Raw genomic sequence first — 25,741 nt, 5'->3', positions numbered from 1 at the left:
ATAAGCGAGATACACGCGTCAGACGTTCCGCAGTCAGGCGCCCGTATTGACGAAACGGGCACATCAGGCCTCACTCTCAACGAACGAACGCGCTAGCATCAGGAGTATGGATGCTTCCGTTTCGCTCGCGCAGCGCATGCCCTACACCACCGCTTTTCCCAAGGCGTTCGGCACCGGCTTGCTGATTTCGACCGCCCGCCCGGTTTCCACGGGCCTGCGTGCCAACATGGAACGACTCATCGACGGATACGAGCATGTGCTTTCGCGATTCCGCGCCGATTCGCTGGTTACGCGCATCGGGAACGCGGAGCATGGCGGACATTTCGATTTTCCCAATTGGACCGGCCCACTGTTTGATTTGTACGACGCACTACACGACGTCACACACGGTGCAATCGATCCGTGCGTCGGCGAGGATTTGATTCGACTTGGGTACGATGCGTCGATGAATTTCACGGTTACGCAGGATGCACCCAAACATTTGGGTGCATTACGCGGACGTTCCGTTTGGGGGCACGATGTGGAACGTCATGGAACCACGCTGGTTACACACGATCCAGTGCAGTTGGACTTCGGCGCATGCGGCAAAGGCTATCTCGTTGATTTGCTCGGACACATGCTGATTCAAGAGAAATCAGCAGATTGGGACGATTTCTCAGGCCCCGCGAGCTCCTCAACCCAGCACCCTAATCAGGTCAGCTATCCCAACCAGAATCACTTCTCCTCACAGCCGCCACAATTTGTTATTGATGCGGGGGGTGATTTGTTGGTTCATGCCGAACAGACTATTTCCGTTGCGCTTGAGGATCCGGAAGATCAATCCCGCGCGATCGGCGTCGCACATATTGCGAACGGTGCGTTGTGTGCGAGCGCACCCAGCCGACGCCATTGGAATATAGCCATCAACGAATACACCCAAATCGCCATTCATCATCTGCTCAATGCCATCGACGGACTACCCGCGCAACAAACCGAAGCCAGTTGGACGTACGTTCCCAGCAGTTCGCAATATCTTAATAATTCGCATGATACCGCCAATGCAGCAGAGCCAGCAAACGCGACGCTCAGCCTCGCACAAAACTATCCCACCGCTGTTGCGGACGGTCTGGCTACGGCCCTATTCGTTTCCGATGCGGCGCAACTGCAGAGCACGTTCAATTTCACATGCGCAACATTGAACGAATCTCGCCAAATCTCAGCCAGCAATGACTTTCCCGCCGAGCTTTTCCTGCAATCCGCATCACGGCCGCACACCAGCCCAAATCTCAAATCTAAAGCCGCTTTTTGAGATATTCACCCAAGTGCGGCACCGCAATCGCCAGTTTGCCATGCCCTGCAGTACGAACAACCTGATCTTTGATCAGTGCGGCGCGGTATTTATTCACCCAGCTTCGACTACGGCCCGTCCGAAGTTCAATGTCGCTAACTGCAGTAGCATCGGGAACATCAACCGCCATTGCCTGCAAAAACTTCAATTCCGGCGATTTCAAGCCATCCAAAGCCGGAGCACAAACGGCATCGTCAAAAGCCACCTGCGCATCCGCAATGCCCGCATCAACATCACCCGACGTGATTTTCGACGAATGCCGCCGTTGCGCCGACTGCCACATGTAGTACCCGACGAGCTGCACCATGTACGGGTATCCGTCACTCGCTTGGGCGGCCTTCCACGCATCGTCATCGCTAATCGTTTTGCCGGAATCGACAACGGACTCAAGAAAAGCGTTCTTGACGTCCAATAGCGGAACATTGTCAAGCTTGCATTGCACAGCTCTGCGAAGAAATGTGACGACATCATCATTGATGAGATCGTTGACGATCGACGGAAGCCCTGCAAACACGATGGCGATACCCTTTTTCTCGCTATCCGGTACGTTGGTTTCATCGATAGAAGTAGTGACGTGCTGCACGGCGGTGGCGATGGTGACAAGATCGTCAAGCGAGGCCGCTTGCGTTTCATCAATGGTGATAAGAATGCCTTTGCCTTTGCCTATTTTGCTGCTTTCCAGTCGCTTGGCTATCGCGTTACGCAGGTTCAACGGCGACGCAGGTGGCGAAATGGCGATTGATCCCAGGCTTGCTCCCGCAACTCCTGCGATATTCACGGAAGGATTCAGACTTGCCTGATTAATGCGCAAATTATGCGAATCAAGCGCCTCGATAAGACGTTGCGCCACACCGGGAGATGCGGTTTCGGAGATGGTTTCCCACTTGCGATCGGCCGCAATACGCCGGAATTCCGTGAGCAGTACTGTTTTGCCAAAACCTCGTTGGCCAGTGACCAGCATGATTCGACCGGGAGCGCCGGCACCGTTGTCAAGCGCTTCCGCGAATTGTTCGATGGCAGATTCACGACCGACCAGCACCGGAGGCATCTTGCCTGCGGTCGGCTTGAATGGATTCATTGCCATGAGCTGTCTTACCTCGACTTTCGCATGAATACTACGCACGACTGTGTACCAATGTACACGAAAGTGTACCGATGTATACGAATGTGCACGAAAGTGTATGGATGTGCATGGGGAGGACGAACTGGCAGCGTAGGCAGAGCAGCGTAAACGGCACAAATGACAGGAGCCGCACATCTTTGGGAAACGTGCGGCGCCTGCGAATCAGTCCGACCGGCACTGGCCAGTACAATCGGTCTACCGCTAGCCAGCACAGTGGCCGACACGGCGAATCAACCGACTTTCCTTACCAGTCGGCCCAGCAGGTCGGTCGACTTAGAAGATCAGTCGATCAACGTGAACTGGCTGTTATAGATGTCGGCGTAGAAGCCGTTCTTGGCGAGCAGTTCTTCGTGGGTGCCGCGCTCCACAATGTCGCCACCGTTCATCACCAAAATCATGTCGGCGTCGCGGATGGTGGACAGCCGGTGCGCGATCACAAAGCTCGTGCGACCCACCGTCAGCGCGTCCATCGCCTTCTGAATCAGCTCCTCGGTACGGGTATCCACGGAGGACGTGGCCTCGTCGAGAATCAGAATCGGCGCGTCCTCAACCATGGCGCGAGCGATTGTCAGCAGCTGCTTCTGACCTTGCGAAAGCGAAGCCTTGTCGTCGAGCACGGTGTCGTAGCCGTTCGGCAGAGACATGATGTAGCGGTGCAGACCGACGGCTTTGCAGGCGGCCACAATCTGCTCGTCGGTAACGCCCGGCTTCGAGTATGCGATGTTTTCACGCACCGTTCCACAGAACACCCACGTGTCCTGCAATACCATCGAGAACTGGTCGTGCACATTCCAACGCGGAACCGACTTGGTGTCGACGCCGTCGATCGAAATCGTGCCGCCGGAAATCTCGTAGAACCGCATCAGCAGGTTGACCATCGTGGTCTTGCCGGCACCGGTCGGACCGACGATGGCCACCTTCTGGCCGGCCTTCACCGACGCAGAGAAGTCGTGGATGATCGTCTTGTCCGGGTCGTAGCCGAACTGCACGTGGCTGAATTCCACATCGCCACGCACCGGTTGCGGTTTGCCGTCCACACCGACACCCAGCAGTGCTTTCTTGCCGGATTCGTCGGCCAGTTCCGGCTCTTCCAGGAAACCGAAGACGCGTTCGGAAGCGGCAGCGCAGCGCTGCAGGTTCTGGAACGCCTGTGCGAACTGGGAAAGCGGTTGCGTGAACAGGCGAATGTACATCATGAACGCCACGATCACGCCAAATTCGATTTTGCCGTCCATGGCCAACACCGCGCCGACCACGCACACGACCACGTAACCAAAGTTGCCGATGAAGTTCATGAGCGGCATCATCAGGCCGGAGAGGAACTGGCTCTTCCAGCCGGAGACGTACAGATCATCGTTGTATTTCTCGAACTGTTCGATGGAGTCCTCTTCGCCGCAGTACGCCTTGACCACGGTGTGGCCGGTGTACATTTCCTCAACGTGCCCGTTCACATCTCCCAACGCGATCTGCTGTCGGGTGAAGTACTTCTGCGAGGCGACCATGATCACGCCCATGACCACCAGGCCAAGCAACGCGGAACCGATGGCGCACAGCGTCATGATCACGTTGTTGTAGAACATCATGATGAGCGCGCCGACGAACAGCGTGATCGAAGTGATCAGCGATCCGACCGACTGGCCGAGCGTCTGGCCGATCGCGTCCACATCGTTGGTGATGCGGCTGAGCACATCGCCGTAGCTGACCTTGTCGAAATATTTGAGCGGCAGGCGATTAATCTTCTTGCTGATCGCCTCACGCAGCTCCTGCGCGGTGCGCTGCGTAACGTTGGCCATCAGCCAGCTCTGCAGGTAGCTCAGCAGCGCGTACCCAACATACAGCGCGACAAGCAGCCATGCGATGTGCGAGACGGCATCCATATCGATCGAGTGCATGACCGGCCTGCCATGCACCATGGCAGGCAGCCCCTTCGTGATCTCGTTGGTCATGTCTTTGAGCTTGTCCGGTCCGACAATCTGGCAGATCGTGCCGGCCGCACCCAGAATCAGGGCGAAAATCATCACAGGAATGTAGTGACGGCAGAATTTCGCCAGTTTGCTCATCACACCGCCGAAATCCTTCGGTTTTTCCACGGGTCCGCGAGAGCGTCCCATTGGTCCTCTTGCCATGTTGGTCCTCCCCTTCAGCGATTCAACTCGTCTTCGCTCAACTGCGACTCGGCGATCTGCCGGTACACTTCGCAGTTGTCGAGCAGTTCGTGGTGCGTACCTTGGCCAACGACTTTGCCGTCGTCGAGCACGATGATGCGGTCGGCGTTCATAATGGTGCCGATGCGCTGCGCGACGATGAGTTTCGTGGAATCCTTCGCTTCCCGTTCGAGCGCGTCGCGTACGGCGCGATCGGTCTTGAAATCAAGCGCGGAGAAGGAGTCGTCGAAAATCAGGATTTCCGGATGACGGTAAACGGCACGTGCGATCGACAGGCGCTGTTTCTGCCCGCCCGACACGTTGGAGCCACCTTGCGCAATGCCGGAATCGTATTTCTTGTCTTTCTTGTCGATGAATTCCGTGGCCTGTGCGACTTCACATGCCGTCTTCACGTCGGCATCGTTGCGTTCCGTATCTCCGTACGCGACATTGCTGGCAATCGTGCCCTTGAACAGGAACGACTGCTGCGGCACATAGCCGATCTTGTCACGCAACGCCTTGAGCGTGTAGTCGCGCACGTTAACGCCGTCGACGAGAACCTCGCCTTGCGTGGCATCGTAGAAGCGCGGCACGAGGTTGATGAGAGATGATTTTCCGGAGCCTGTGGAGCCGATGAACGCGACCGTTTCGCCCTTCTTGGCTGTGAAATTGACGCCTTCCAACATTGCTTGACGAGAATCGGGGTAGGCGAAGCTCACGTTGCGGAATTCGATTTCGCCTTCCACGCCAGGCTTGCCGGCGGTCTTCACACCGTCGGCGACCATCGGATCGGTGTCGATGACTTCGAGCACGCGCTGCGCGGACACGTCGGCGCGCGGCCAGAGCACGAACACCATGCTCAGCAGCAGGAAGCTCATGATCACCTGGATGGAGTAGCTGGAGAACACCACCATGTTGGAGAAGGTGGTGAGCTTGTCGAGCGCTTCGGCGGCGTCGATGAGGTAGGCGCCGATCCAGTAGACGGCCAGCATCAGACCGTTCATGACGGTGTTCATCAACGGCATCATGATGGCCATGGAGCGGTTGGCGAACAGCTGGGTCTCGGTAAGTTCCTTGTTGGCCTCGGTGAACTTGTCTTCCTGGTACTCCTCGGCGTTGTATGCGCGCACCACGCGCAGGCCAGTGAGGTTCTCGCGCGCCACGAGGTTGATATTGTCGGTCAGGCGCTGCATGGCCTTGAACTTCGGCATGACAAAGCTCATGATCACGCTGATCACCGCCAGCAGCACGGCTACTGCGATGCCAGTGGCGAACGTCCATTCAAGGCCTTTGTTCGCGATTTTGCACACGGCCCACACGGCCATGATCGGCGCTTTGATCAGCATCATCAGCCCCATGGTCACGAACATCTGGATCTGCGTGATGTCGTTCGTGGAGCGGGTGATGAGCGATGCGGTGGAGAAACGGTTCATTTCCGCCGGTCCGAAGCTTTCCACCTTCTTGAATTCGAGCGAGCGCAGACGTTGGCTGAATGACGCGCCGACGCGCGCGGCGATGAAGCCGGTGACGACCGCGCACGCCACCGATCCGAGCGAGACGAGCAGCATTTTGCCGCCCGCTATCCAGATATCACTCATTTCACTGCCCGGCGTTTCCACGAGCTGCGTGATGTCGGCCATGTAATCCGGTAGCGTCAGATCGAACCAGATCTGACCGACGATGCTGACCAGTGCAATGAGCATCTGGACTATCTCCGCTTTGGAGAGGTATCGCACAATGCGAAGCATGCTTGGTTCCTTCTCTTGTGTTGCGCTGTTTGAAGTTTGCTTGATTGATGAAGATGATTGAATTGGTGGATTGGTTGGGTTACTTGCGATTGATGACTTACATATGGTCCTATTGAATTGTCTTACAGTATTTAATTACTTATAGTGTAAGACAATCTCATATTCCTGTGTGTTACCTGAGAGCGATTCTTGGTTCGGTCGTATGCGCCTGACATGTGCCGTTCGCGACACACTCAAGGCCGTTTGGCCAAGCTTACAGTCGCGAACGGCACATGTCAGGCGCACGCTTACGAGGTGGGCAGTCCCTACGCAGGATCTTCAGATTCGGCTTTTGCGAAGGCTTGCTTTACTTCTTCGGCGGTGGGGCGAGGCTGTCCGGGGATGCAGATGGTCACGTATGTGGCAAATTCCTCGGTAAGATCCACGAATTCGCGCGTGCGACGCTCCCCCATCTGCGAAAAGACCCAGCAGACGGCGTCGCGCATATCCTCGCGCTGCTGCTTGGCCTTCGCCCGCCCCTGCTCGGTGAGATTCACATGCACGATTCGGCGGTCGTTGGGATCGACCTCTCGCTCCACCAAGCCCTTCTTTTCCAACGCAGACAATAGTGTGGAGATCCTGCCCGACGTGACCTTCAACGCAGATGCCAATTGCGACGGCGTTTGCGCGCCTTTAAACTCAAGCTCACGAATAATGAATGGCTCGCCCTTGGAATCACGCGATATCGCCTGCCGCATCTGAGACTTCTTGCCCCGGACCGCCTTCATCAGCTTGTCAAACGACTCCTGCTCGAAGCCCACGCTTCACCTCGCCTTATTCGATGCCCATCAGTGATATCTCGATAATATCTTTTACTGTAAACATTTTTTTCGATCGCAACATGCAAGTACAGGAAAACGCGCAAAAAGGAAACGAGAATCAGCAAGGAAGAATCGCGAGTTCTTCTTGAGTGAGCTGAAGTTGCGTCGCAGCGAAGGAATCGTTGATTTCCTGCGGATTGCGAGCGCTGGGAATGGTGAACAGACGTTCGTAACGGGTCAATTCCCACGCCAGCACCACACGCTGGTAGGAGCAACCACGTTGCGCGGCAACCGTGCGGAACGGATCGTACGCGCTCTGATCGAACGTATCGAGAAATCCACCGAGCGGCGACCAGCAGACGAACGCGAGTCCCAATTCGGCGCAATGCTCCATCGTATGTTCCGGATCGGGATGCGACGGCGAGAACTGGTTTTGCACGGCGACCAATCCGCTGCCGATAATGCTGCGCGCAAGGTCGATCTGCTCGTTATTCACACGGGAAATGCCCGCATATTTGATCACGCCTTCGTCGAGCAGCTGTTTCAACGCGCCGCATTGGTCTTCGTAAGGCACCGCGGGGTCGGGGCCATGCGAATACAACAGGTCGAGCGTATCGACGCCCAAGTGCAGTGCGGATTCCTTGGCGTCACGAATCATGGTTTCGGGGCGGGAGTCGGCAATCCAACCGTAACGGCTGCCTTCGGCCTGCAAACGCTGACTTTGCGGGCGACTCTCATCAGCACCCACCGCATGCGTGCCATCAGTGGCCGCGATGGCCTCGCAAGTACGGCGATAGCCGGTTTTGGTGGCGACGAGCACTTCATCTCTGGAGCCATTCCACGAAGCGAGCGCATCACGCACCAACTTTTCGCCGTACCCCAAATCTTCCGCAGTGCCGGTGCCAGGCTCGCTCGGCAGATAATATGACCAAGCCGTGTCCAAATAGCGAACACCCGCGTCCAAACCGGCATGAATCGTACGAATCGCAGTATCACGATCCGGGCGCCCCTCAATCGCCAAAGCCATTGTTCCCATGCCAAGCCGAGGAATCGTAAATCCTGCCAATTCGCTGTTCATCATCATCTTCCCCTTCCTTGCAAGCACGCTGTCAATTCACACATGTTCACATCAAGACTAACCCAACGTGAACCGGCGCAAGCTTGTCGGGCGCGTGCGCGAAGATAAAAACACAACCGAACGGGAGCCGAAAGGCTGAGAGGGAGCTCATAGAGCTTCGACCGAGGACTTGATGCGGGTAATGCCGCCGTAAGGAGACGGGTTGTTCACGCCGCAAAGCGTATCTCATCTTCCGTTCGCGATAACCGAATATCGCGTGATTAGGGTCACGGAGGGGCGCACCACCTCATAGGGTACGGTTCCTTCGGCGACCCTTTTTTCGTACCAGCACTGAGTGTCCGACTCTGCAGAAACGGACATTTAGAGACCAAAAATGAACCTCCGGATATCCGATTCACCAGAAACGGACATTTGGAGTGCAGGAAAGCATGTGTCACGACAGACACAGAAGGGAACCGCAATGATCATCAACGGTAAGGAAGAGAACATCGCCACGCCGGTCACCGTGGCCGAACTCATCGAAAGCAAGGGCCTGCGCACCGACCGTGTGGCTGTGGAGCTCAACGGTGAGATCGTGCCTCGCACCCAGCGCGCGCAGACGCAGCTCAAGGGCACCGATACGCTGGAAATCGTCACGTTCGTGCAGGGCGGCTGAACCACTTTCAAAGTTTCTTGCGATTACGACCGGCACAATACACGCGTAACAATCGCAAGAACATACAAAACACAACCAACCCGGCAAAAACAACGCACGAACGGAAAACGAGAATACGAGAACAACCATGACTTTTGAACCATCCGCATCGCAGGCACAGATCGACGCCCGCCAGCACGCTTTCGACAACCAGCCCGACCCGACCACGCTCGTCAGCCGCGAAGAAATCCGTGCGGCCCTACTCGACCGCCATACCGCAGCCACGCAAGACAAGCTCGACGCGGCGCACGTGGCCATTTGCGGCTGCGGCGGCCTCGGATCGACGATTGCAGTGGCGTTGACCCGCATTGGCGTCGGTCACCTGCATTTGATTGATTTTGATCGCGTGGATATGACGAATCTGAATCGTCAGCAGTATTTTTTGAAGGATCTTGGGCAGTACAAGACGGAAGCATTACGCAGTAACTTGCGTCAGATCAATCCTTTTATCGATATCACCATTGATACCGTGAAAGTGACCGACGAGAACGTGCCGGCGCTATTCGACAATGAGGATATTATTTGCGAAGCGTTCGACGTGCCGGAAAACAAGACGATGCTGGTGAATGCCGTGCTTGAGAATCTGCCGAATAAGAAGCTGGTGAGCGCTTCTGGAATGGCGGGATTCCGCAGTTCCAATTTGGTGAATACTCGTCGCGTTTCGAAGAATTTCTACTTCTGCGGCGACGGCGAAACCGCTCCGGTGCCGGGCGCTGGTCTGATGGCACCGCGCGTGGGTGTGGTCGCCTGCCATGAAGCCAATATGATCACTCGCTTGATTCTCGGCGAAGAAGACGCCTGACAGCGAAACGCAACCACAAACGCAAATCACAATCGCAAATCACAACGAATGACACGATACTGATCGCATAGTAAGGATTAACCATGAGCACCGAAAACACGATCACCACCGCGGAAAAAGACTTCGCGGCGGCACCGAACGCCACGCTCGACGAGCTGGTCGGCACCACCACGAACACCGCACTGCTGCCGGAACCGGATGCGCACGCGTATGACGAAATCGCCACCGGTGACGCCGATCCGTTGATCCTCGGCGGACATAAGTTCACGAGCCGCTTCATCCTCGGTTCTGGCCGCTACGATTTGAACCTCATCAAGGCGACCATTGAGAACGCGGGCACGCAGATCGTCACCATGGCGTTGCGTCGCTGCCGTACCACCGAAAACAATCTGCTCGATTACATTCCGAAGGGCATCACCATGCTGCCGAACACATCCGGCGCACGCAATGCCGAGGAAGCGGTGCGTATTGCACGTCTCGCCCGCGAAGTGTGCCAGACGGATTTCGTGAAGGTGGAAATCGAACATGAGGCGAAGTATCTGCTGCCCGACAATGAGGAAACCATCAAAGCCACGAAACAGCTGGCAAAAGAAGGCTTCGTGGTCATGCCGTACATGTTCCCCGATCCGATTGCGGCGAAGCGTCTTGAAGACGCGGGTGCGGCTTGCGTAATGCCGCTGGGCGCGATGATCGGCTCGAATAAGGGCCTGCGTGCACGCGATTTCATTGAAGTGACTATCAAGAACTCCAATGTTCCGGTGATTATCGACGCTGGTATTGGCCGTCCGAGCCAGGCTGCGGAAGCCATGGAAATGGGCGCGGACGCGGTGATGGCATACACGGCCATTGCTTCCGCCGGCAATATTCCGCTGATGGCACGCGCTTTCAAGAAGGCGATCGAAGCGGGTCGTGAAGCGTATTTGTCTGGCTTGGGCAAAGTTACGGAAGATCATGCCGTGCCGTCCAGTCCGACGAATGAGGCCGACTACATAGGCTGATTTGCACTGAATCCCATAATGGGGATTCGCGCAAAGACCATACTGAAAAGGGGCGTTTGCCGAACGTACGTGATGCACTCACGTTCGACAAACGCCCCTTACTTGTATCCTGCGTTACCCGCAAACGCTACCGCTGCAAGGCTTCCTTAAGATCGCGATTCTGGAATCGTTCGTGCAGCAGGCAATATCCGCCGAACGCAACCAGCCAAATCAGACCGGCGATCGCAGAACCAATCGTGTCCGTCGACAGGAACAACGTAACATACACGAGCACAAAGAACGCGATCGCAATCCAATCAAGCACCTGCCAAGCGGGCATGACGAAACCGTCCGGCAGAAAATCGCTGCTCTGACGATACCTGTGGTGGGCGAGCATCGTCAGCACGTAAATGAAAATCACCACGGCGCTGGCGGCCGAAGCGAACAGCACGAACGCGCCGGAAATACCCGGAATCGCGTTGATGATCGGGGAGAACAGAATCATGCAACCCGAAGCGACAATCGCCTTCGCAGGCACCTTGTGGTCGGAAACTTCAGCCAAACGAGCCATCGCAGGCGACTCGGAATCCGAAGCGAGCTGATACAAGTGGCGTCCGGCCGAATAAATCAGCGAATTCAACGCCGACGCAGCAGCCGTAATCACCACGAAGAACACCAGTGCGGCGGCCCAATCAAGACCCGCATATTTGAACACCATGATGAACGGCGAACCGAACGAGCCGTCGGAATTCTCGTGGAAATTGCGCCAGGGCACAATAGCCATGATCGCGATCAGTGCGCCCACGTAGAAGATCAGAATACGCATGATCAGCTCGTTCACGGCCTTCGGCAGCACCTCGCGCGGATTCTGCGTTTCCGACACCGTGACACCCACGAATTCAATGAGCTGGTAGGCGAAGAACACCATTTGGAAGCTCATGAAGAAGTTCATCCAACCGTTCGGCGCGAGCTGAAAGCCGTCGGTGATGTTCGTGAGGCTCACCGTGGCGCCCGACACCGTGCCGTCCACGCCTTCGATGTGCGTGGCGGGGTAGCTGAAGCCGATGACTAGCATCACGATGGCGGTGACGATCAGGCCGACGATCAGCGTGATCTTGATCATGGAGAACCAGAATTCCGCCTCGCCGAACACTTTCACCGCAATCAGATTGATACCAGTGAGCGCTACGAGGAAGCACAGTTCGATCAGCCACTTCCACGAGTTCAGATCTATGCCGAACGTGCCGAAGAACGTTACGAAATATGTGCTTACGGCGGTGATTTCGGTCATACCGGTCAGAATGAGCACGATCCAATACGTCCAGCCGGCGAACTTGCCCCACCCGCGGCCGAGATAGCGCGTGATGAAGTTGATGAACGTGTGCTGGCTGGGGTCGCTGTACATCATTTCGCCGATGGCACGCATCAGCAGGAACATGATCAGGCCGACGCCGATGTACACGAAAATGATGCTCGGGCCGGTCAGTGCAATCGACTTGCCGGAGCCTAGGAACAGGCCGGTGCCGATGGTGCCACCGATGGCGATGAACTGGACGTGGCGGTTTTTCAGGCCTCGCTCCATTTCATTGCTTTGGTCGAGGCTTTCGACGGATTTGATGTGCGCGGTTTCCGTCGCGTCGGACGTGCTTGTACCGGTTTTTTCGGTTTTCGTATTCCCAAAAGTCATAATGTTCACACCCTACCGCGGGAGCCGCACAATCTCCGCCATTGTTCGCACCGCGAAACACACCCATATGCCTTATATGTGGCAGATTCGCATCTTTTCCAAAACTAATTTTCACTATATGTGGCAGATCATCTTGAATGCAAGGTAGTTAGAGGGGGTGAATCACACCCTCTAACCTCTTTTTTCCGCAGGACTCTGCCACATATAGCGCAAACCATATTTGCCGCATGCCAGATGGGGGGCATCTTATGCAAATCGCGGGGTAGCCTGCCCGAAACTCCACATGTCAATCAAGCAGACGAATGGTTTTAGTTGTCAACGGTCGGGGATGGGATCGCCTTGTTGAGCTTGTCGAGCAAGGAAGCATTGGCACGTTCCAGCTCGTCGATGCGGCGGGCCTGCTGCTTGATGATGACAAGCGCCGTCTCGCTGTCAAGACCGTTGTCCGCACTGAGAGGTGCAGGCGGCACGGCGATGGCAGCCGTACCGGATGGGACGGGCACGTCAGCGGGTATACATCCCCTACCCGACACGTTCGCCCCGTCCAGCGGATGCGGAGCATTTCCAATATTTGCCTTATCGGGATTGACGATTCCTGCGATGTCGTCGAGTTTCTCCTTGCGCGTCACCGCATGAACATACAGGTTGACGAGTTCCGTAATGATTTCGCCGTTACTCATGTTACTGCTACCATTCACGGATTTGAGGACGGCAGCTTTCCAACGCGCCACACTTCGTTCTATACGCTTGTACCCAATCAGTTCCGGCGGCAATCCCGCCTCACGAAAGATTTTGGTCGGAGATTCCCCCGCAAGATATCGGATGGTGCACACCTGCTTGAAAGCGTCGGAATAGGTGATACGATTACGCGTCACATTCGCCACCGCCGGTAATCCCCGCAACAACTGAATCTCCTCGTCGCTGAATACTCCGCCGCCACGCACGGCAATACCTCCCCCGTCCTGTGTCTCCATTGCCCGCTTCTCATGGATATGCTTTGTGATTCTATGGCCCGCCTGCCGTACGACGCCCCCGTTTTTCCCCTCTCTTCGGAGACCGTCTGCGGCCGCCTTGCGCCCACGGTTCAGCTTGTTGCAACACGTCGCACCAACCCGCACTATCCCCTCGAAAAACATCCTCATCCGATGCGGATGACACCCCACAGAAGTTCCCGCGGGGCCGGGTCGGACCGTAGGACAGTCGGGTCACGGGCGCACGCAAAAGGGGCCAACCCGGTTGGATTGGCCCCTGCATAGCTTTTGACGTTACCGCCTTGCTGGTTTAGTGCATGCGCTGACGGCTCTTAACCGCAACGGTCACACCGACGCCTGCCACAAGCAGAGCCACGACGGTGAAGAGGGTCGTGCCCGCAGCACCGGTAAGCGGCAGCTGGGTGATGGACTTCACGTTCTTCACGGTCCGGGCAGTGGTGTTGACCAAGCCCCACGGATCGGAAGTGGCGGTCCTAGACAGAACAGCTGTGCCATTTTTGAAGGACACGGTAAAGCTCGGCTTGATGTCAAGGTAGACGTCGCTAGCACGATTAGTTTCCGTAACGGTGTAGGTCTTGGCGGCATCAAGACCGGTGAAGCTCAGTTTGCCCATGCCGTTAGTCTTAACATCGGCCGTTGCGCCCGAGGTAGTGGCGGAAGCAGCCTTCTTGTAAGAACCATCTTCCTGCTTCACGAAATACAGCACGGTGCCACCATCCTTCACTTGGAAGGTGACGTTCTCGATGCCCTTGCCGTCCGGATCGACCTTGGTGAAGTCGAATCCGACAAACCCAGTCTTGGCCTCAACATCGGTGCCGTAATTGTCAAGCTTGTTGACCACACCATCGGTGACGGAAGCCTCATCATTGATCATTGCGCTGAAGGTGACCTTGATGGTCTTGCCCGCATACTTGGACGGATCATTCACGGTCACATCGAAGGACGCATTCTCGCTACCGGTCACATCGAAGGTTGGAACAGTGAAGTCAGTAGCGACCTCATTAGCGGAAATCTCGACATCATCAGCGTAGAACTTGAAGGTGCCGGCCTTGATGGTCAGTCCCTTGCCCGGCTTATCGGTGAACTTGAACTCAGTCGGAGCCGGATTCGCGATGATGCCGGTCAGCGTGTAGGTCAGAGTGTCGCCGATGGCAACGGAAGCCTTATCGACCTCCTTGGTCTTTCCGGGGTTCTTAGTGTTCTTCATGTTCACGGTGGCACCGGCAGCCGGATCGGCTAGAACCTTCTTCGCAGTGTCAACGGTACCGGAAGCGACAATCATCGGGATTGCCTTGGTCACGGAGCCAGTAGCGACCGCAGAGTCAATGAACACATAGATGCCAGCCGGCAGGCTCACGGTAGCAGAGTATCCGCTCTTACCGGAGCCAGTCGGAGTACCAAATGTAACCGACTTGCCATCAACCAACTTGCTTTCGCTCTCCAAAGCATTGGCAAACTTGCGGGTTTTATCAGGAGAATTCCACGGACGCGTTGCGGAAATATCCAGAGCACCGGTATTCAGAGCGGCAGCCAGCTTATCCTGATTCTCAGCAACATGCACGCCAGCTGCCGTCAACGCGGAGTCAACGGCCTTCTTATTGGCGGAATTCGTCACCACACCGTAGGCAACATCCGCACCGGAACCATACTGGACATAATCGCCAATCTTGTATGCTTTCAGATTGGCGTTGGTCAACTGTTCAGCGGTTTCAGCAGTGAACGTGAACGTCGCGTTCGTCGTCACCGTTGTAGGAGTGTCATCGGCCTGTGCGCTGGCTGCACCCAGGGCCATGCCACCCAGCAACGTCGCCGCTGCGGCGATGCCTGCGAAAAGTTTCCTCATCTTCATGAGAATCCTCTCTTCCTTATTGTTTGATTACTTGTTTCTGCAATCGCGGGAGGCGGGAACCCAACTTGCTCCCGCGATCCGCAAATCTTGGATTATCGGTCGGAACGCCTTTAAGTTGGCAGACGTTCCGACCCCGTACAAGCGATTCAGACGAGTCGCTTCTTGCTGTTCCACACACCGGCAGCGCCGATGAGCAGCACCGCAAGCCCGCCGACCACACCGCCGACGAACAGCCACTGACGATCCGTCATCCCGCCCGTCAACGGCAGCGCCGACACTGCGATGTAGTGGTTGGTGAAAGCGACCGGTTGCGTACTGTCACTCTGCGATTCGGAAATCGTCTTGCCGTTGTCGTCCTGCACCTTGGTCACGGACGTTACGGAAGTCGTCCACGCACCGGCAGTGTTTTTGCTCACAGTCACCACGACCTTGTACTTCGCCTGCGAGTAGTGCAGTGCAGTGATTTTTCCCGAGTTTTCCGTCACGTAGTACGTGTATTCGGCGTTACCGGCGTTGTAGGTGATACCGCCGAAGGACACGGTATGGCCGGTCGAATCATGCTTTACCGTAACCGTGCATGACTGCTGATCCTTGCAGCTGACCGGCAACGGAGCATTGTTTTCCGCCTTCAACGTGAAGCTGAACTGGTCGGAATCCTTCCACTCACGACCGGTCAGATTCTTCTTCACCGAAATTGAGTTGCTTAGTGATACCGGCTTCAGCGTGTTGATGATGGTCGCATTCAATGTTCCCGCATCGGCATTGGAAGACCACACCATCTGCTTGGTCAAGTCGACATTGTTACCCGTATAGGTGACGTCATATCGGTCATCGCCGGTGGTTTCCACCACGGAATACGTGTAGCCGGGCACCAGCTTATCGACCGTTGTGGTCCAATTGTTGGTGGCGTTCAGCGTGATCGGATTACCGACGTTCTCCGCATCAGTAGTCGCACTGATTGCCTTGCGCTGCAATTGCACCGTCACGGAATCGGCATGCTCACCGCTGCCCTTCCATTGCTTGGTGATGATGATCTTGCCAAGCTTCACCTGCACCACAGGACGCGGATATTCGGCTTCGGTCCTTTCGCAGGATTCCACGCCGTTGACCTCGGTGAGCACGCAATAGTTCAGCTTCGCATCCTTGTTGGAATAGTAGCCTTGCTGCCCAGCGGATGCGTCTCCCGTATTCGCGTCTCCCTTATCCGGATAGTCGTTGCTCGCATGGTTGATATATGCGGCATCGCTTGGCTTGACTTTGAAGGAAACGTCGATGACATCAGTCTTTTCTGCGACGATGCCATCAGTACCGTCAGTACCGTTGAACGTCACCGTCACGGTGCGATGGTCGGGACTGTCGACGCTGTATGTGGCCTTGTATTCGCTCGTCGACATGGTAGTACTGCCGTTCTTCACCGTCACATATTGCGTGATGTCGGCATCGTTGGCTGCATTTGCGAACTCGACCGGATCCACCCACTGGGACAAGGTGTCGGTGATGGAGAAGACCTTGATCTTCGCAGAAGAGGTAATGGTGGAATAAATCTGGTCGAATGCTTTCGTCAGATTCTCAGCGTTCGTGCCGTCAAATTCCTTGCCGTCCACTGCACCGGCTTGATCGGCGAAATCAGCCATCTTCTTCGCATCAGTGGAAGTCTTCACCACATAGAGTGCAGCATCGTCACGCCTGTTAGCTTCAGCCAAGGCGGCAGCATAGTTATAACCTTTCCTATCACTGCTACCTGCACCATGCACACCTTTCGGCGTGGTTTGCCAGCTATCGTCAGGATTGCATCTATTCCCCCATCCACCGCACCCAATCGGGTAATCGGATATACGGTACGTCGGATCGCCATCCGACAGGAAGATGATGTGCTTCTTCACACCAGGGCGACCTTGTAGATCGTTTGCCTGCTTGAGCGCGGCCTCCCAGTTGGTGCCGCCCTCGGGGTTACCCTCCACGGCGCTGTTGATTCTCGAGACGTCTGTGGTGAAATTCTGCTTGATAGCAGCGTTAGTGCTGAATGTCACCACCGCCATCTGCACCTGTTGATCAGTCGGCAACTTTGAATTCTTGTCAGTCAGCAGTTTATTGGCGAGAGTCTCGACCGCGTTCCGCGCATTGGTGTCGCGGTTGTCTTCCTTCATACTGCCGGACTTGTCCATGACCAGCACAATGTCGGCCGGTGTGGCAGTGGTGACCGTGGATGAGGTGCTATCGCCGGATGCGGTCAGATACAGCGTGTACTCATCACCTTTTCCGCCATCGGTTTTCACGATGCTCTTGTTGTTCGACGGCTTCACATTGGAATTCACGATGGTTACATGACTCGTCTCGCCCACGGTGAACAAGCCGGTTTCGGCGTATGCACTATCGCCGCTACCCTGCTGCGTCATTGGGGAACCGTTCGCGGACACAGTGTAGTCGCTAGAGTTCAGCTCCCGCACCTTGTACATGGTGCCATCAGTGAAATTGTCGGATTGCACGCGGGCAAATTGTCCCTTGGCCAGCATTATCACACCGTTGTTTCCGGTCTGCGCATCGGACTGAATGACCTGATTGGTGTACACATTGTACACGCTGTATTTGCCCTGGTACGGGGTTGAGGAACCGTTGACGAACAGCTGGAATTGGAACTTTTCGTTCGCGTCGATGGTGCCTAGGGTTTCCTTCTCGATATCGATGGCCTTGGACGGCTTCACCGGCAGATTGAACTTGATCTTGCAGTTGGAACCGCCGTCGCCGCGTTCCAGATAGAAGAAGCTCAGATGATGTGTCTTATACGCCACGGGATCCCACGTCTTTCCCGCGTTTTTAAATGCCTGGGTGATTGTTCCGGCAGGAGTGTCTCCATGACTCTGCTTCTTGTCGTACTTGATCTCGCCGGTGGAGAAATTGATGCTGCCATCCAACGCCTGATGGATACCACCCAAATCAAGCACCAGCACACCATCGATGAACACCCACACATCATCGTCGCCGGTAAAGTCGAACACCATGTCCTGATTGTTGACCTTGCCGTCTTCCGGCATGTAGAACTCGGCGCCAAGATTCATGCCGAAAGAATATTTATTATGCTCAGTATCGCCTCCAAATGGAGCGAAGCAAGGAGTATCAGAATGGCTCGTACACTGCCGGTCGCTCAGCGTGAACTTGCTCGATGCCTTGTCATATGTAGCATTCTGGGAATCGGCGTCGAAACCATAATACCCATCCTTGTCCAATGTCAGCAGTCCGCCAGTCGGCTTGTAGTTGGTGACGGCTTTATCATCAGGCTTCCCGCCAAAGAGATAGTCCAATGATTCTGATCCCTTATCAGCCGCCATGGTCGGATAGCCATTTATCAGGGTTTTATTCACAATACCGGTGTATGCGCCATTGCCACCACCGACATATCCGTTATACGTTCCTGGATTGCCAACGTTCTTGAATTGCAACGTATGATTCTTATTGATGGTATAACGATCGTAATCATGCAATCCCAGGCTGATGCCGGCCTGCTGCTCCGGGGTCTGTTCGGCATTATCCGCCATCGCGGCGGAAGTGGTGGCGTAGCCCATGCCGCCGAGCATGGCAATCGCAATGATGACGGCGACTATTCGTTCAGCAAAGCACCTCTCGGGCTTTGCCTGTTGTATTCGCGCATGCCTCATCTGCTACCTCCCCTTACGCACCGTGTGCATGTGCACGATTCACATCTTCATCACCAGTCACGCATCCAGCCGACGCGGATACACTTCCAGCGCTCCAATTTTGAACAATAAAAGGAAAAGGGAATGGATATATACACCCTAAGCGCGGGAGATTCGGGGGTATGAAATAGCCTCGAAACCAAGTGATAACAACGTTTCCAGCTATCTACGCTACCCGAAATTCACATAAGCACGACGTACGACGGGGCAACATTATTCACATGTCCGTAACCGTACGGATGTCACCGCAGCATGCCAACGCAACAGCTAGCCACGTTTCGGCCACCAAGCCGCATGTCTGCGAATATGCCACGGCCGTCTACGCAGCCAGGCAAGCAGCATCCCCGACACGAGCACGCCAGCCGACACCGCAATCGCAATCAATCGCGCGTCCTTTGCCGCATTCCGTTCCTCGGGAACCACTCCAGGAATCGCGGAACGCACCGCCGAAACCAGCAACCGGTGGGTGTTCACCCCGTACGGCGTGCAGGTCATCAACGTCACCCGGTCCTCGCCGGGCACAATCTTCAGCTTCGAGGTGTCATTCGGTTCGATCACCGAAATGCGATCCACCTTGTAGCCGAGCGTACGGCCCATCACTTCGATGTAGAAGTAGTCGCCGACGCGCATCTCATCCAAGCGCGTGAACATCATCGCCTCGACCAGCCCACGGTGGCCGGTGATCACCGCATGCGTGCTCCGCCCGCCCACTGGCAGGCTGCTGCCATACAGGTGGCCCGCGCCGGAAGCGAGCGCCGACTGCGACGTGCCATGGTAGATCGGCAGACGTGCGGAAATCTTCGGAATGCGGATAGTGCCCATCACGCCGCTGCCCGAATCGAGCAAACTTTGATATTCCGCATCCTTTGCACTGGCGCTATTTGATTCTGCAGCACCTGATTCACTGGACTGCGAACCGCCCTGCACTTGGGAGAACGGGTCTTGAGTCTCGCCGAGAATCGGCTGCCCCGAAGCCGCAAGCCGCCTGTTATACGCTTTGGCCGCGGCAAACGCCTCATCAGCCTGGGGGTAAGGCCAGCCGGCGACCGCCTGCGCGGACCGATCCGACGTATTCCGTAGCTCCCGCGCCGACTGATACTGCAGAAACGTAGGAAACCCGCCGATGCCTATCGCAAGAATGATCAACAGCGCCGCAACCACCCGCATGGCAATGACTTTCCTGCGATCCCTGCGCCACTGCCGCACCTCATCGGCAATGTCGACCGCCTCTTCGAAAGACGGTTCCCGATAGCGCTCCGTCTGCTGTTGCCGCATGTCCATCACTGGATGAACGTCCGCAGCACGCGTTCCAGCTCGTCGATACGCAACGCTTGCTTGGCGATGAGCATGTCGCATTTGTTGATGGTCAGTTGCGCCTGCGCAAGCTTTGCCGCCATATTCTGCGATTCGTCGGCTTCAGTTAGATCATTCGTCTCCTCTTCGCGCGTAGTCCCTTGCAGTTCGGCGATCGATAAATCGTCTTCGACATCCTGCAGATAATGATTCGCGGGCCCTTTTCCCTTTCGACGCTCATCACGTTCCTGCTGCTTCCAGCGCGCGATGCACCGCTCCACACGCTTGTAGCCGATCAGTTTCGGATCAAGCCCCGCTTCACGGAAAATGGCTGACGGTGATTCACCGGCGTTATAACGGCACATCGCTTCCACTCGGAAACGGTCTGAATATCGAATACGCGACGTGCTCACGCTTTCCACCGCGGGAAGACTGGCCAAATACGCGCGCTCCTTTGCGGTGAATTTTCCATCAACCATTCTTCCCTCCCCCTATATTGCCTAAACAGCTTGGTTCAGAATCATATCGGAGCTTTCCCCATTGGTACCCTCGTTAAAACCCTCGAATAAAGCCCACCTTTCCCCCAATGAAAAGAAGGAGTTCCATCTTCAAAACAAAACAGTTCCGCCATTTTCCACAGGTAGTAACGCTCATAGAATTACCCCCCCCCCCATAAAATTTACAAAAACTTAACCTTGCCCTAGCGCACCCTTTTGGTACATCATGGGGTATCACGTCTCTGAACACCGTCATGCAGACTCACTAAGCTAGAAACATGACGCAAGAGCTCGTTTCATTGACTATCATCATGGCGGTGGCGGCCGTCAGCCCGATTGTGGCGCAGCTGATTCCGGGAAGGTTCATTCCACAAACCGTGCTGCTGCTCGTCGCCGGAGCCGCACTCGGCCCGTACGGACTGGGCGTAATCGAAGTGAACGACGCTGTGAAACTCTTGAGCGAGCTCGGCATGGCGTTCCTATTCCTGCTCGCCGGCTATGAAATCGATCCGAAACGACTCGCCGGACATCAAGGCAAAGTCGGCCTTGTCACATGGATCATCACCTTGGGGCTCGCCGGACTTGTCGTGACCCTTCTTCCATTCTTCGCAAAGCAGGGCATCGACGGCATCGCCACGGTAATCGCACTTACCACCACCGCTCTCGGCACACTCATGCCGATTCTCAAGGAACGCAACCTCGAAGGCACCCCCATCGGCGACGCCATCATCTCATACGGAACGTGGGGCGAACTCGGCCCAATCCTTGCCATGGCCATCCTGCTATCCACCCGAACCGGCTGGCAGACCATGCTCGTGCTCGGAGCGTTCCTCGTCATCTGCCTACTGTGCGCAATGCTACCCACGAAAGCACTGAAAACCGGCCATCGCCTGTACCATTTCCTTACGGAAAATGCGAACACGTCATCGCAAACGCTCATGCGACTGACCACATTCCTGCTCATCTTCCTTGTCACCATTTCTGCACTGTTCGAACTTGACGCGGTGCTCGGCGCGTTCGCCGCAGGCTTTATCCTGCGCTACATCATCCCCGACGGCAGCAAGTCACTGGAAATGAAACTGGAAGGCGTCGGCTATGGCTTCCTTATTCCTGTGTTCTTCGTGGTATCAGGCGCCGCGATCAACGTGCGCGCCGTGGCAGGCCGGCCCGCGCTGCTCGTCGCGTTCATCGTAATGCTCATGCTGATTCGCGCGGTGCCCGTATACGTTGCGCTATCGCTCGACAAACGCGAGAATCCGCTGTCATCGCATCATCGCGTCACCGTAGCGCTGTATTGCACGACCGCGCTGCCGATCATCGTCGCCGTCACGTCGTTGGCGGTGAAGGTCGGCACCATGCAAAGCGACACCGCGTCAACACTGGTCGCAGCCGGCGCGATTACGGTATTCCTAATGCCGCTGCTTGGCTCGATCACATATCAGGTGGCCGACGTACATCCGGTCACCGCGGTTCGGGAGATTGCGCACACGCCATCCGATTGGCGGACGATCGTACACGAACATGCGCAGGTGCGTGCGCTGCTGCACCATCAGGACCGGCTCAAGCGTATGGCGGAAACGTTGGACGCACTGGAAGCGCATGGGCACGGCGACGAGCATCGGGCCGAACTTGTGGAACGCGCCCGACGTGAGATCGACCGGCAGTTGAAGGAACTCGGCCTCGACCCGCAGCTCACCACGCAACTGCCACACAACTACCGCTATCCGAAGAACTGAGACGCGAGCGAGCCTTTCCGGTATTTTGAGTGTCCGTTTCTGGTGAATCGGACACACGTCACTCCACAGACTTGAGCGAGCTGATGGGGTCGATGCGGTCGAGGACGGGGTTGACAAACAGTTGCACAAGCAGCGCGAACATCATGGTCGCCACGGCTGCGATCATGTAACTCAGCGGCTTGACCTCCACCTCGAAATAGAGCGACGGCATGTTGAGTGCCATGGTCAGCAGCCCGCCAACGAACCGGCCGAGCGGCAATCCCAGCACCACGCCCATGACGGTGAGGATCATCATCTCGCGATTCACGTAATGGTGCACTTCACGGTCGAAAAAGCCGAGCACCTTGAGTGTAGCCATCTCACGCACGCGTTCCGACACATTCGTATTGGCGAGCGTGAACAGCACCACAAGCGCCAAACCTCCGGCGAGCGCCACAATCAGCGCCACGACCGCGCCCATAAGATCGAACTTGAAACTGTCGGCCATGTGCGTGCTGCTTACGGCTTTCACCACCGAGCTGTCCTTTTCGAGCGATTGAGCATAGTCGGCTTGCGATTGGTCAGAACCGGAAATTTTGGCATACATGGCATTCCAGGTCAGCGATTTCGTACTTTGCACGTCCGATTCACCAGAAACGGACACGTTGGACACGAAGGATTTGCCGAACAGCTTGGCATAGTAGGTTTCGCTGACGTACACGTCCGATCCGATAAGATTGCGATTCACCGCGCTCACTTTCGCAGTGACCTGCACGCCGTCGCCGTTGGTCAATCGCACTTTGCTTCCGGCGGCGATGCCAAGCGAGCTTGCCGCCGACTGCGCCACTATCACACCATCGTCGTCCAGCTTCAGCGAGCCTTTCCCGCCGATACTGGACGTGCCCAATATTCCGGAATGCACCGGCTGCAACGTGACCATTTCGCCCAGGTCGGACAGTCGATTTTCCGGCACTGCAACCAGCTGAATACTTGCACTGCCGACACTGCCACTGCTGTCGCCGCTGCCAGAATCGCTCTTCCTAACAGCCATATCACCCGATTCGATACGCACGTTCATCGTGGATGTGGTACGACCGTCCGACGCGACTTTGGCGCGCATTTCGTCCGCGTCCGAATCGCCAGAAACCACCATAAGATCGTATTGGTAAACGTCACGATATTGCTTGATACCAAGGTCGGCCACGGTGTCATTGATGGCCAGGCCGCAGACGATGAGCGCGGTGCAGCCGGCCACCCCTCCGACCGTCATGATAAGGCGCGACTTGAAGCGGAAAATGTTGCGCGCGGTCACTTTGCTGAGGAATCCCATACGATTCCAGACCGGCTTGATTCGTTCCAGCAGAATGCGCGAGCCGGCACGCGGCGCTTTCGGCCGCATCAGCGCGGCGGGCGTCATGCGCATCTCCTGCACGCACGCGTAAATGGTGGCGGCGAGCACACCGACCACGAACAGTGCGATGCCCAGCGAACCGTACAGCCAGTCGTATTCCAGTCGCACACCAGGCATCACATACATGCCCTCCAAAACAACCAGAAGGAACGCCGGAATTCCAAGGAATCCGACAAGTAGGCCAAGCCCCCGCCGATGAGACACGCCAGCAGCGCGAACAGCAGATAGCGCGACGCCACCGCAAGACGCCCATAGCCAAGCCCCACGTAGGTGCCGATGAGCGAGCGGTCCTCTTCGACCATGCGCGCCATGGAAGTCAGGCTCATCATCACAGCGACCACCAGAAACACGATCGGGAACGCGTTGCCGAGCGATTGGATGGAATCAAGGTCGGATTTGAGCGCGCTGAATCCGCCGAGAGACTGCCGATCCTGCACATACCAGCGCACTTGCGGAATACTGGTTTTAAGCTCGTTTTCTTTGGTTTTCAGCGTTTGTTCGGTTTGCGCTTTCTGCTCGTCCAATTGCGATTGCGCCTGGTCGAGCCGCTGCTTGGCATGCGCAAGTTCAGGGGTTGCGGCGATGATGGTTTCACGCATTGTTTCACGCGTGGTTTCGTTGAGTTGGGTGGGATCCATTGCGCCGGTTGCTCCGGCTTGCATGCTCATGATTTGGTCGACCTGCTGGTCGAATTGCCGACGATTCTCGTCGATTTGCGATTGCGCGTCCGCGAACTTCTTGTCGGCTTCCGCACGCGCGTCGGCGATCTGCCTGCTGCCCGCGTCGAGCAGTTCCTGCCAGCGGACCTTCTGCCGGTCGGTTTTCACGGCGTCATCGATGCGGTCGGTCACCTGTTTGACGGTGTTTTCATACGATTCGTCGAACGTGTTTTCGCTGGCCGAACCTTTGACGAGCAGCGTGGCGGACGTGTAGAGGGTGCCGGTCACGCCGTCGGACGGAGCGAAGAACGTGTAGTCGGTGGCAGTTGTGGAACGAAACGAGGTCATGGCGGAGTATCCGTCCGGATTGCTTAGATTCTGCGGATCGAGCACCACGCCCACGATGGTGAGCTTGGTCGGGAAGCTTGGTGCCTTATCTTCAGCACCCTGAGTGTCCGATTCACCAGAAACGGACACTGAAGTAGCGGAAGAAGAGGATTCGGGGGCTACGGTGAGGTGGCTGCCGATCTTTTTGCCGGAATCGCGGATAAATTTACGGGTTACTGCGATTTCGCCGGCTTTCTTCGGCAATCGCCCTTCCTGCACGTACGGCCGGTCAATACCGTTCGCACCGATTTCCTGCATGGTCGCCGATTTGCGGCCGCCCAAATCGAACGTCACTTCCTGTGACCGCTCCGCCTGCACCTTCGCTACATCGCGCACCTTGCGTAACGCGGCAATATCGCCATCCGTCAATCCTGCGGTGGACAGCACCTGGATGTCGTGCAGACCTTGCGCGTCGAAAAAGCGGTCGGTGCCGCGGAACGCGTCGCGGCAGCCTGCGTAAATGCCGGTAAGCACAGCCACGCCAAGTAATGTAATCATGGCGATTGAGATGAACCGTTTCCACGAATGCGCCCACATCCGCAGCATGTCCTTGACGAACGCCATTTCGGCCTCCATATTCAACCCACGTACGATTTGCGCGCGACCGGCCCCATAGTCGGCTCACGCAGTCCCGCTTCCATTGAACACCATAAAACTGGGGATATGAGGTACTTGCGATTCCAAATCGCCAGAAAATACAATCGAGTCCCCCAAAACCCATCCTAAGTGTCCGCTTCGGCAGAAACGGACACTTAGGATGGGTCTTCGTGGGGCACCGGGAACGGCCACAACACCTGCCTCAACCGAAAACAGACAACCTAGAACGAACATTCCAGCGCCTTACCCACCGCATCCCGCTACAATCG

16 protein-coding genes and 1 pseudogene are annotated in these 25,741 nt (G+C 56.2%); 5 read left to right on the top strand and 12 right to left on the bottom strand.

The window, feature by feature from the left end; genetic code table 11:
• Positions 1–106: 106 nt before the first annotated feature.
• Complete coding sequence (locus AH68_RS00570; protein WP_052189114.1) at positions 107–1,288, top strand: FAD:protein FMN transferase; 1,182 nt, start codon at positions 107–109, stop codon at positions 1,286–1,288.
• Here AH68_RS00570 and AH68_RS00565 read toward each other — a convergent pair.
• The 5 genes from AH68_RS00565 to AH68_RS00545 all read right to left on the bottom strand — a co-directional run bounded on the left by AH68_RS00565 (position 1,272) and on the right by AH68_RS00545 (position 8,226).
• On the bottom strand, positions 1,272–2,411 hold the full coding sequence (locus AH68_RS00565; RefSeq protein WP_039196665.1) for an ATP-binding protein: 1,140 nt from the start codon (positions 2,409–2,411) through the stop codon (positions 1,272–1,274). The genes AH68_RS00570 and AH68_RS00565 overlap by 17 nt on opposite strands.
• 320 nt (positions 2,412–2,731) lie before the next feature.
• Positions 2,732–4,576 carry an ABC transporter ATP-binding protein gene (locus tag AH68_RS00560; RefSeq protein WP_039196663.1) on the bottom strand — a complete coding sequence of 615 codons (1,845 nt, stop codon included), beginning with the start codon at positions 4,574–4,576 and terminating at the stop codon, positions 2,732–2,734.
• Between the two features lie 14 nt (positions 4,577–4,590).
• Entirely contained in the window at positions 4,591–6,342 is a 1,752-nt protein-coding gene (locus AH68_RS00555) for an ABC transporter ATP-binding protein (protein ID WP_039196662.1), read from the bottom strand.
• A gap of 305 nt (positions 6,343–6,647) precedes the next feature.
• Positions 6,648–7,142: a MarR family winged helix-turn-helix transcriptional regulator gene (locus AH68_RS00550; protein WP_039196658.1), complete on the bottom strand. Its 495-nt coding sequence runs from the start codon at positions 7,140–7,142 to the stop codon at positions 6,648–6,650.
• A 118-nt stretch (positions 7,143–7,260) separates the two neighbouring features.
• Positions 7,261–8,226 (bottom strand): aldo/keto reductase, encoded by a 966-nt coding sequence (locus tag AH68_RS00545; RefSeq protein WP_144245673.1) that lies wholly within the window; start codon positions 8,224–8,226, stop codon positions 7,261–7,263.
• 454 nt (positions 8,227–8,680) lie between these two features.
• Here AH68_RS00545 and thiS point away from each other — a divergent pair, with 454 nt between their 5' ends.
• The 3 genes from thiS to AH68_RS00530 all read left to right on the top strand — a co-directional run bounded on the left by thiS (position 8,681) and on the right by AH68_RS00530 (position 10,714).
• On the top strand, positions 8,681–8,875 hold the full coding sequence (thiS, locus tag AH68_RS00540; RefSeq protein WP_039196655.1) for a sulfur carrier protein ThiS: 195 nt from the start codon (positions 8,681–8,683) through the stop codon (positions 8,873–8,875).
• 127 nt (positions 8,876–9,002) lie between these two features.
• The gene (gene thiF / locus AH68_RS00535) at positions 9,003–9,716 is read left to right on the top strand and encodes a sulfur carrier protein ThiS adenylyltransferase ThiF (RefSeq protein WP_039196654.1); all 714 of its coding nucleotides are present in this window, start codon (positions 9,003–9,005) and stop codon (positions 9,714–9,716) included.
• An 83-nt stretch (positions 9,717–9,799) separates the two neighbouring features.
• Positions 9,800–10,714, top strand: coding sequence for a thiazole synthase (locus AH68_RS00530; protein ID WP_081995838.1), 915 nt, complete (start codon positions 9,800–9,802; stop codon positions 10,712–10,714).
• A gap of 127 nt (positions 10,715–10,841) precedes the next feature.
• On the opposite strand, the gene AH68_RS00525 is transcribed toward AH68_RS00530, so the two are convergent.
• The 6 genes from AH68_RS00525 to AH68_RS00500 form a co-directional block, all read right to left on the bottom strand.
• Positions 10,842–12,380 carry an amino acid permease gene (locus tag AH68_RS00525; RefSeq protein WP_039196652.1) on the bottom strand — a complete coding sequence of 513 codons (1,539 nt, stop codon included), beginning with the start codon at positions 12,378–12,380 and terminating at the stop codon, positions 10,842–10,844.
• Positions 12,381–12,688: 308 nt separating this feature from the next.
• Positions 12,689–13,354, bottom strand: a complete 666-nt coding sequence (locus tag AH68_RS00520) for a hypothetical protein (protein ID WP_039196650.1) — start codon at positions 13,352–13,354, stop codon at positions 12,689–12,691.
• A gap of 307 nt (positions 13,355–13,661) precedes the next feature.
• On the bottom strand, positions 13,662–15,221 hold the full coding sequence (locus tag AH68_RS00515; RefSeq protein WP_039196649.1) for an isopeptide-forming domain-containing fimbrial protein: 1,560 nt from the start codon (positions 15,219–15,221) through the stop codon (positions 13,662–13,664).
• Between the two features lie 146 nt (positions 15,222–15,367).
• Positions 15,368–18,793 (bottom strand): DUF7604 domain-containing protein, encoded by a 3,426-nt coding sequence (locus AH68_RS00510; protein ID WP_236682423.1) that lies wholly within the window; start codon positions 18,791–18,793, stop codon positions 15,368–15,370.
• Between the two features lie 387 nt (positions 18,794–19,180).
• Positions 19,181–20,194 carry a class C sortase gene (locus tag AH68_RS00505; protein WP_236682483.1) on the bottom strand — a complete coding sequence of 338 codons (1,014 nt, stop codon included), beginning with the start codon at positions 20,192–20,194 and terminating at the stop codon, positions 19,181–19,183.
• A complete protein-coding gene (locus tag AH68_RS00500) occupies positions 20,194–20,685 on the bottom strand; it encodes an HTH domain-containing protein (RefSeq protein WP_039196643.1) in 492 nt (163 codons plus the stop codon). Before AH68_RS00500 ends, AH68_RS00505 begins: the two co-directional genes overlap by 1 nt.
• Positions 20,686–20,981: 296 nt before the next feature.
• Here AH68_RS00500 and AH68_RS00495 point away from each other — a divergent pair, with 296 nt between their 5' ends.
• Positions 20,982–22,439: a cation:proton antiporter gene (locus AH68_RS00495; RefSeq protein ID WP_039196641.1), complete on the top strand. Its 1,458-nt coding sequence runs from the start codon at positions 20,982–20,984 to the stop codon at positions 22,437–22,439.
• Positions 22,440–22,497: 58 nt separating this feature from the next.
• Here the strand turns inward: AH68_RS00495 and AH68_RS00490 are convergent.
• Positions 22,498–25,439 (bottom strand): annotated as a pseudogene (locus AH68_RS00490) (FtsX-like permease family protein).
• Between the last annotated feature and the right edge of the window lie 302 nt (positions 25,440–25,741).

Origin of the sequence: Bifidobacterium catenulatum PV20-2 (assembly GCF_000800455.1) — a bacterium.
Classification (GTDB): Bacteria; Actinomycetota; Actinomycetes; order Actinomycetales; family Bifidobacteriaceae; genus Bifidobacterium; species Bifidobacterium kashiwanohense_A.
Note: the sequence above shows the minus strand (reverse complement) of the source record. Positions and strands in the feature narration are given on the sequence as shown.

Bases quoted from the DNA above. Each gene is read 5' to 3' on its own strand.
- AH68_RS00530 (WP_081995838.1), top strand. From the start codon at position 9,800: ATGAGCACCGAAAACACGATCACCACCGCGGAAAAAGACTTCGCGGCG.
- AH68_RS00500 (WP_039196643.1), bottom strand. From the start codon at position 20,685: ATGGTTGATGGAAAATTCACCGCAAAGGAGCGCGCGTATTTGGCCAGT.
- AH68_RS00565 (WP_039196665.1), bottom strand. From the start codon at position 2,411: ATGGCAATGAATCCATTCAAGCCGACCGCAGGCAAGATGCCTCCGGTG.
- thiF (WP_039196654.1), top strand. From the start codon at position 9,003: ATGACTTTTGAACCATCCGCATCGCAGGCACAGATCGACGCCCGCCAG.
- thiS (WP_039196655.1), top strand. From the start codon at position 8,681: ATGATCATCAACGGTAAGGAAGAGAACATCGCCACGCCGGTCACCGTG.
- AH68_RS00510 (WP_236682423.1), bottom strand. From the start codon at position 18,793: ATGCTCGGCGGCATGGGCTACGCCACCACTTCCGCCGCGATGGCGGAT.
- AH68_RS00520 (WP_039196650.1), bottom strand. From the start codon at position 13,354: ATGGAGACACAGGACGGGGGAGGTATTGCCGTGCGTGGCGGCGGAGTA.
- AH68_RS00505 (WP_236682483.1), bottom strand. From the start codon at position 20,194: ATGGACATGCGGCAACAGCAGACGGAGCGCTATCGGGAACCGTCTTTC.
- AH68_RS00570 (WP_052189114.1), top strand. From the start codon at position 107: ATGGATGCTTCCGTTTCGCTCGCGCAGCGCATGCCCTACACCACCGCT.
- AH68_RS00515 (WP_039196649.1), bottom strand. From the start codon at position 15,221: ATGAAGATGAGGAAACTTTTCGCAGGCATCGCCGCAGCGGCGACGTTG.
- AH68_RS00495 (WP_039196641.1), top strand. From the start codon at position 20,982: ATGACGCAAGAGCTCGTTTCATTGACTATCATCATGGCGGTGGCGGCC.
- AH68_RS00560 (WP_039196663.1), bottom strand. From the start codon at position 4,576: ATGGCAAGAGGACCAATGGGACGCTCTCGCGGACCCGTGGAAAAACCG.
- AH68_RS00545 (WP_144245673.1), bottom strand. From the start codon at position 8,226: ATGATGATGAACAGCGAATTGGCAGGATTTACGATTCCTCGGCTTGGC.
- AH68_RS00555 (WP_039196662.1), bottom strand. From the start codon at position 6,342: ATGCTTCGCATTGTGCGATACCTCTCCAAAGCGGAGATAGTCCAGATG.
- AH68_RS00525 (WP_039196652.1), bottom strand. From the start codon at position 12,380: ATGACTTTTGGGAATACGAAAACCGAAAAAACCGGTACAAGCACGTCC.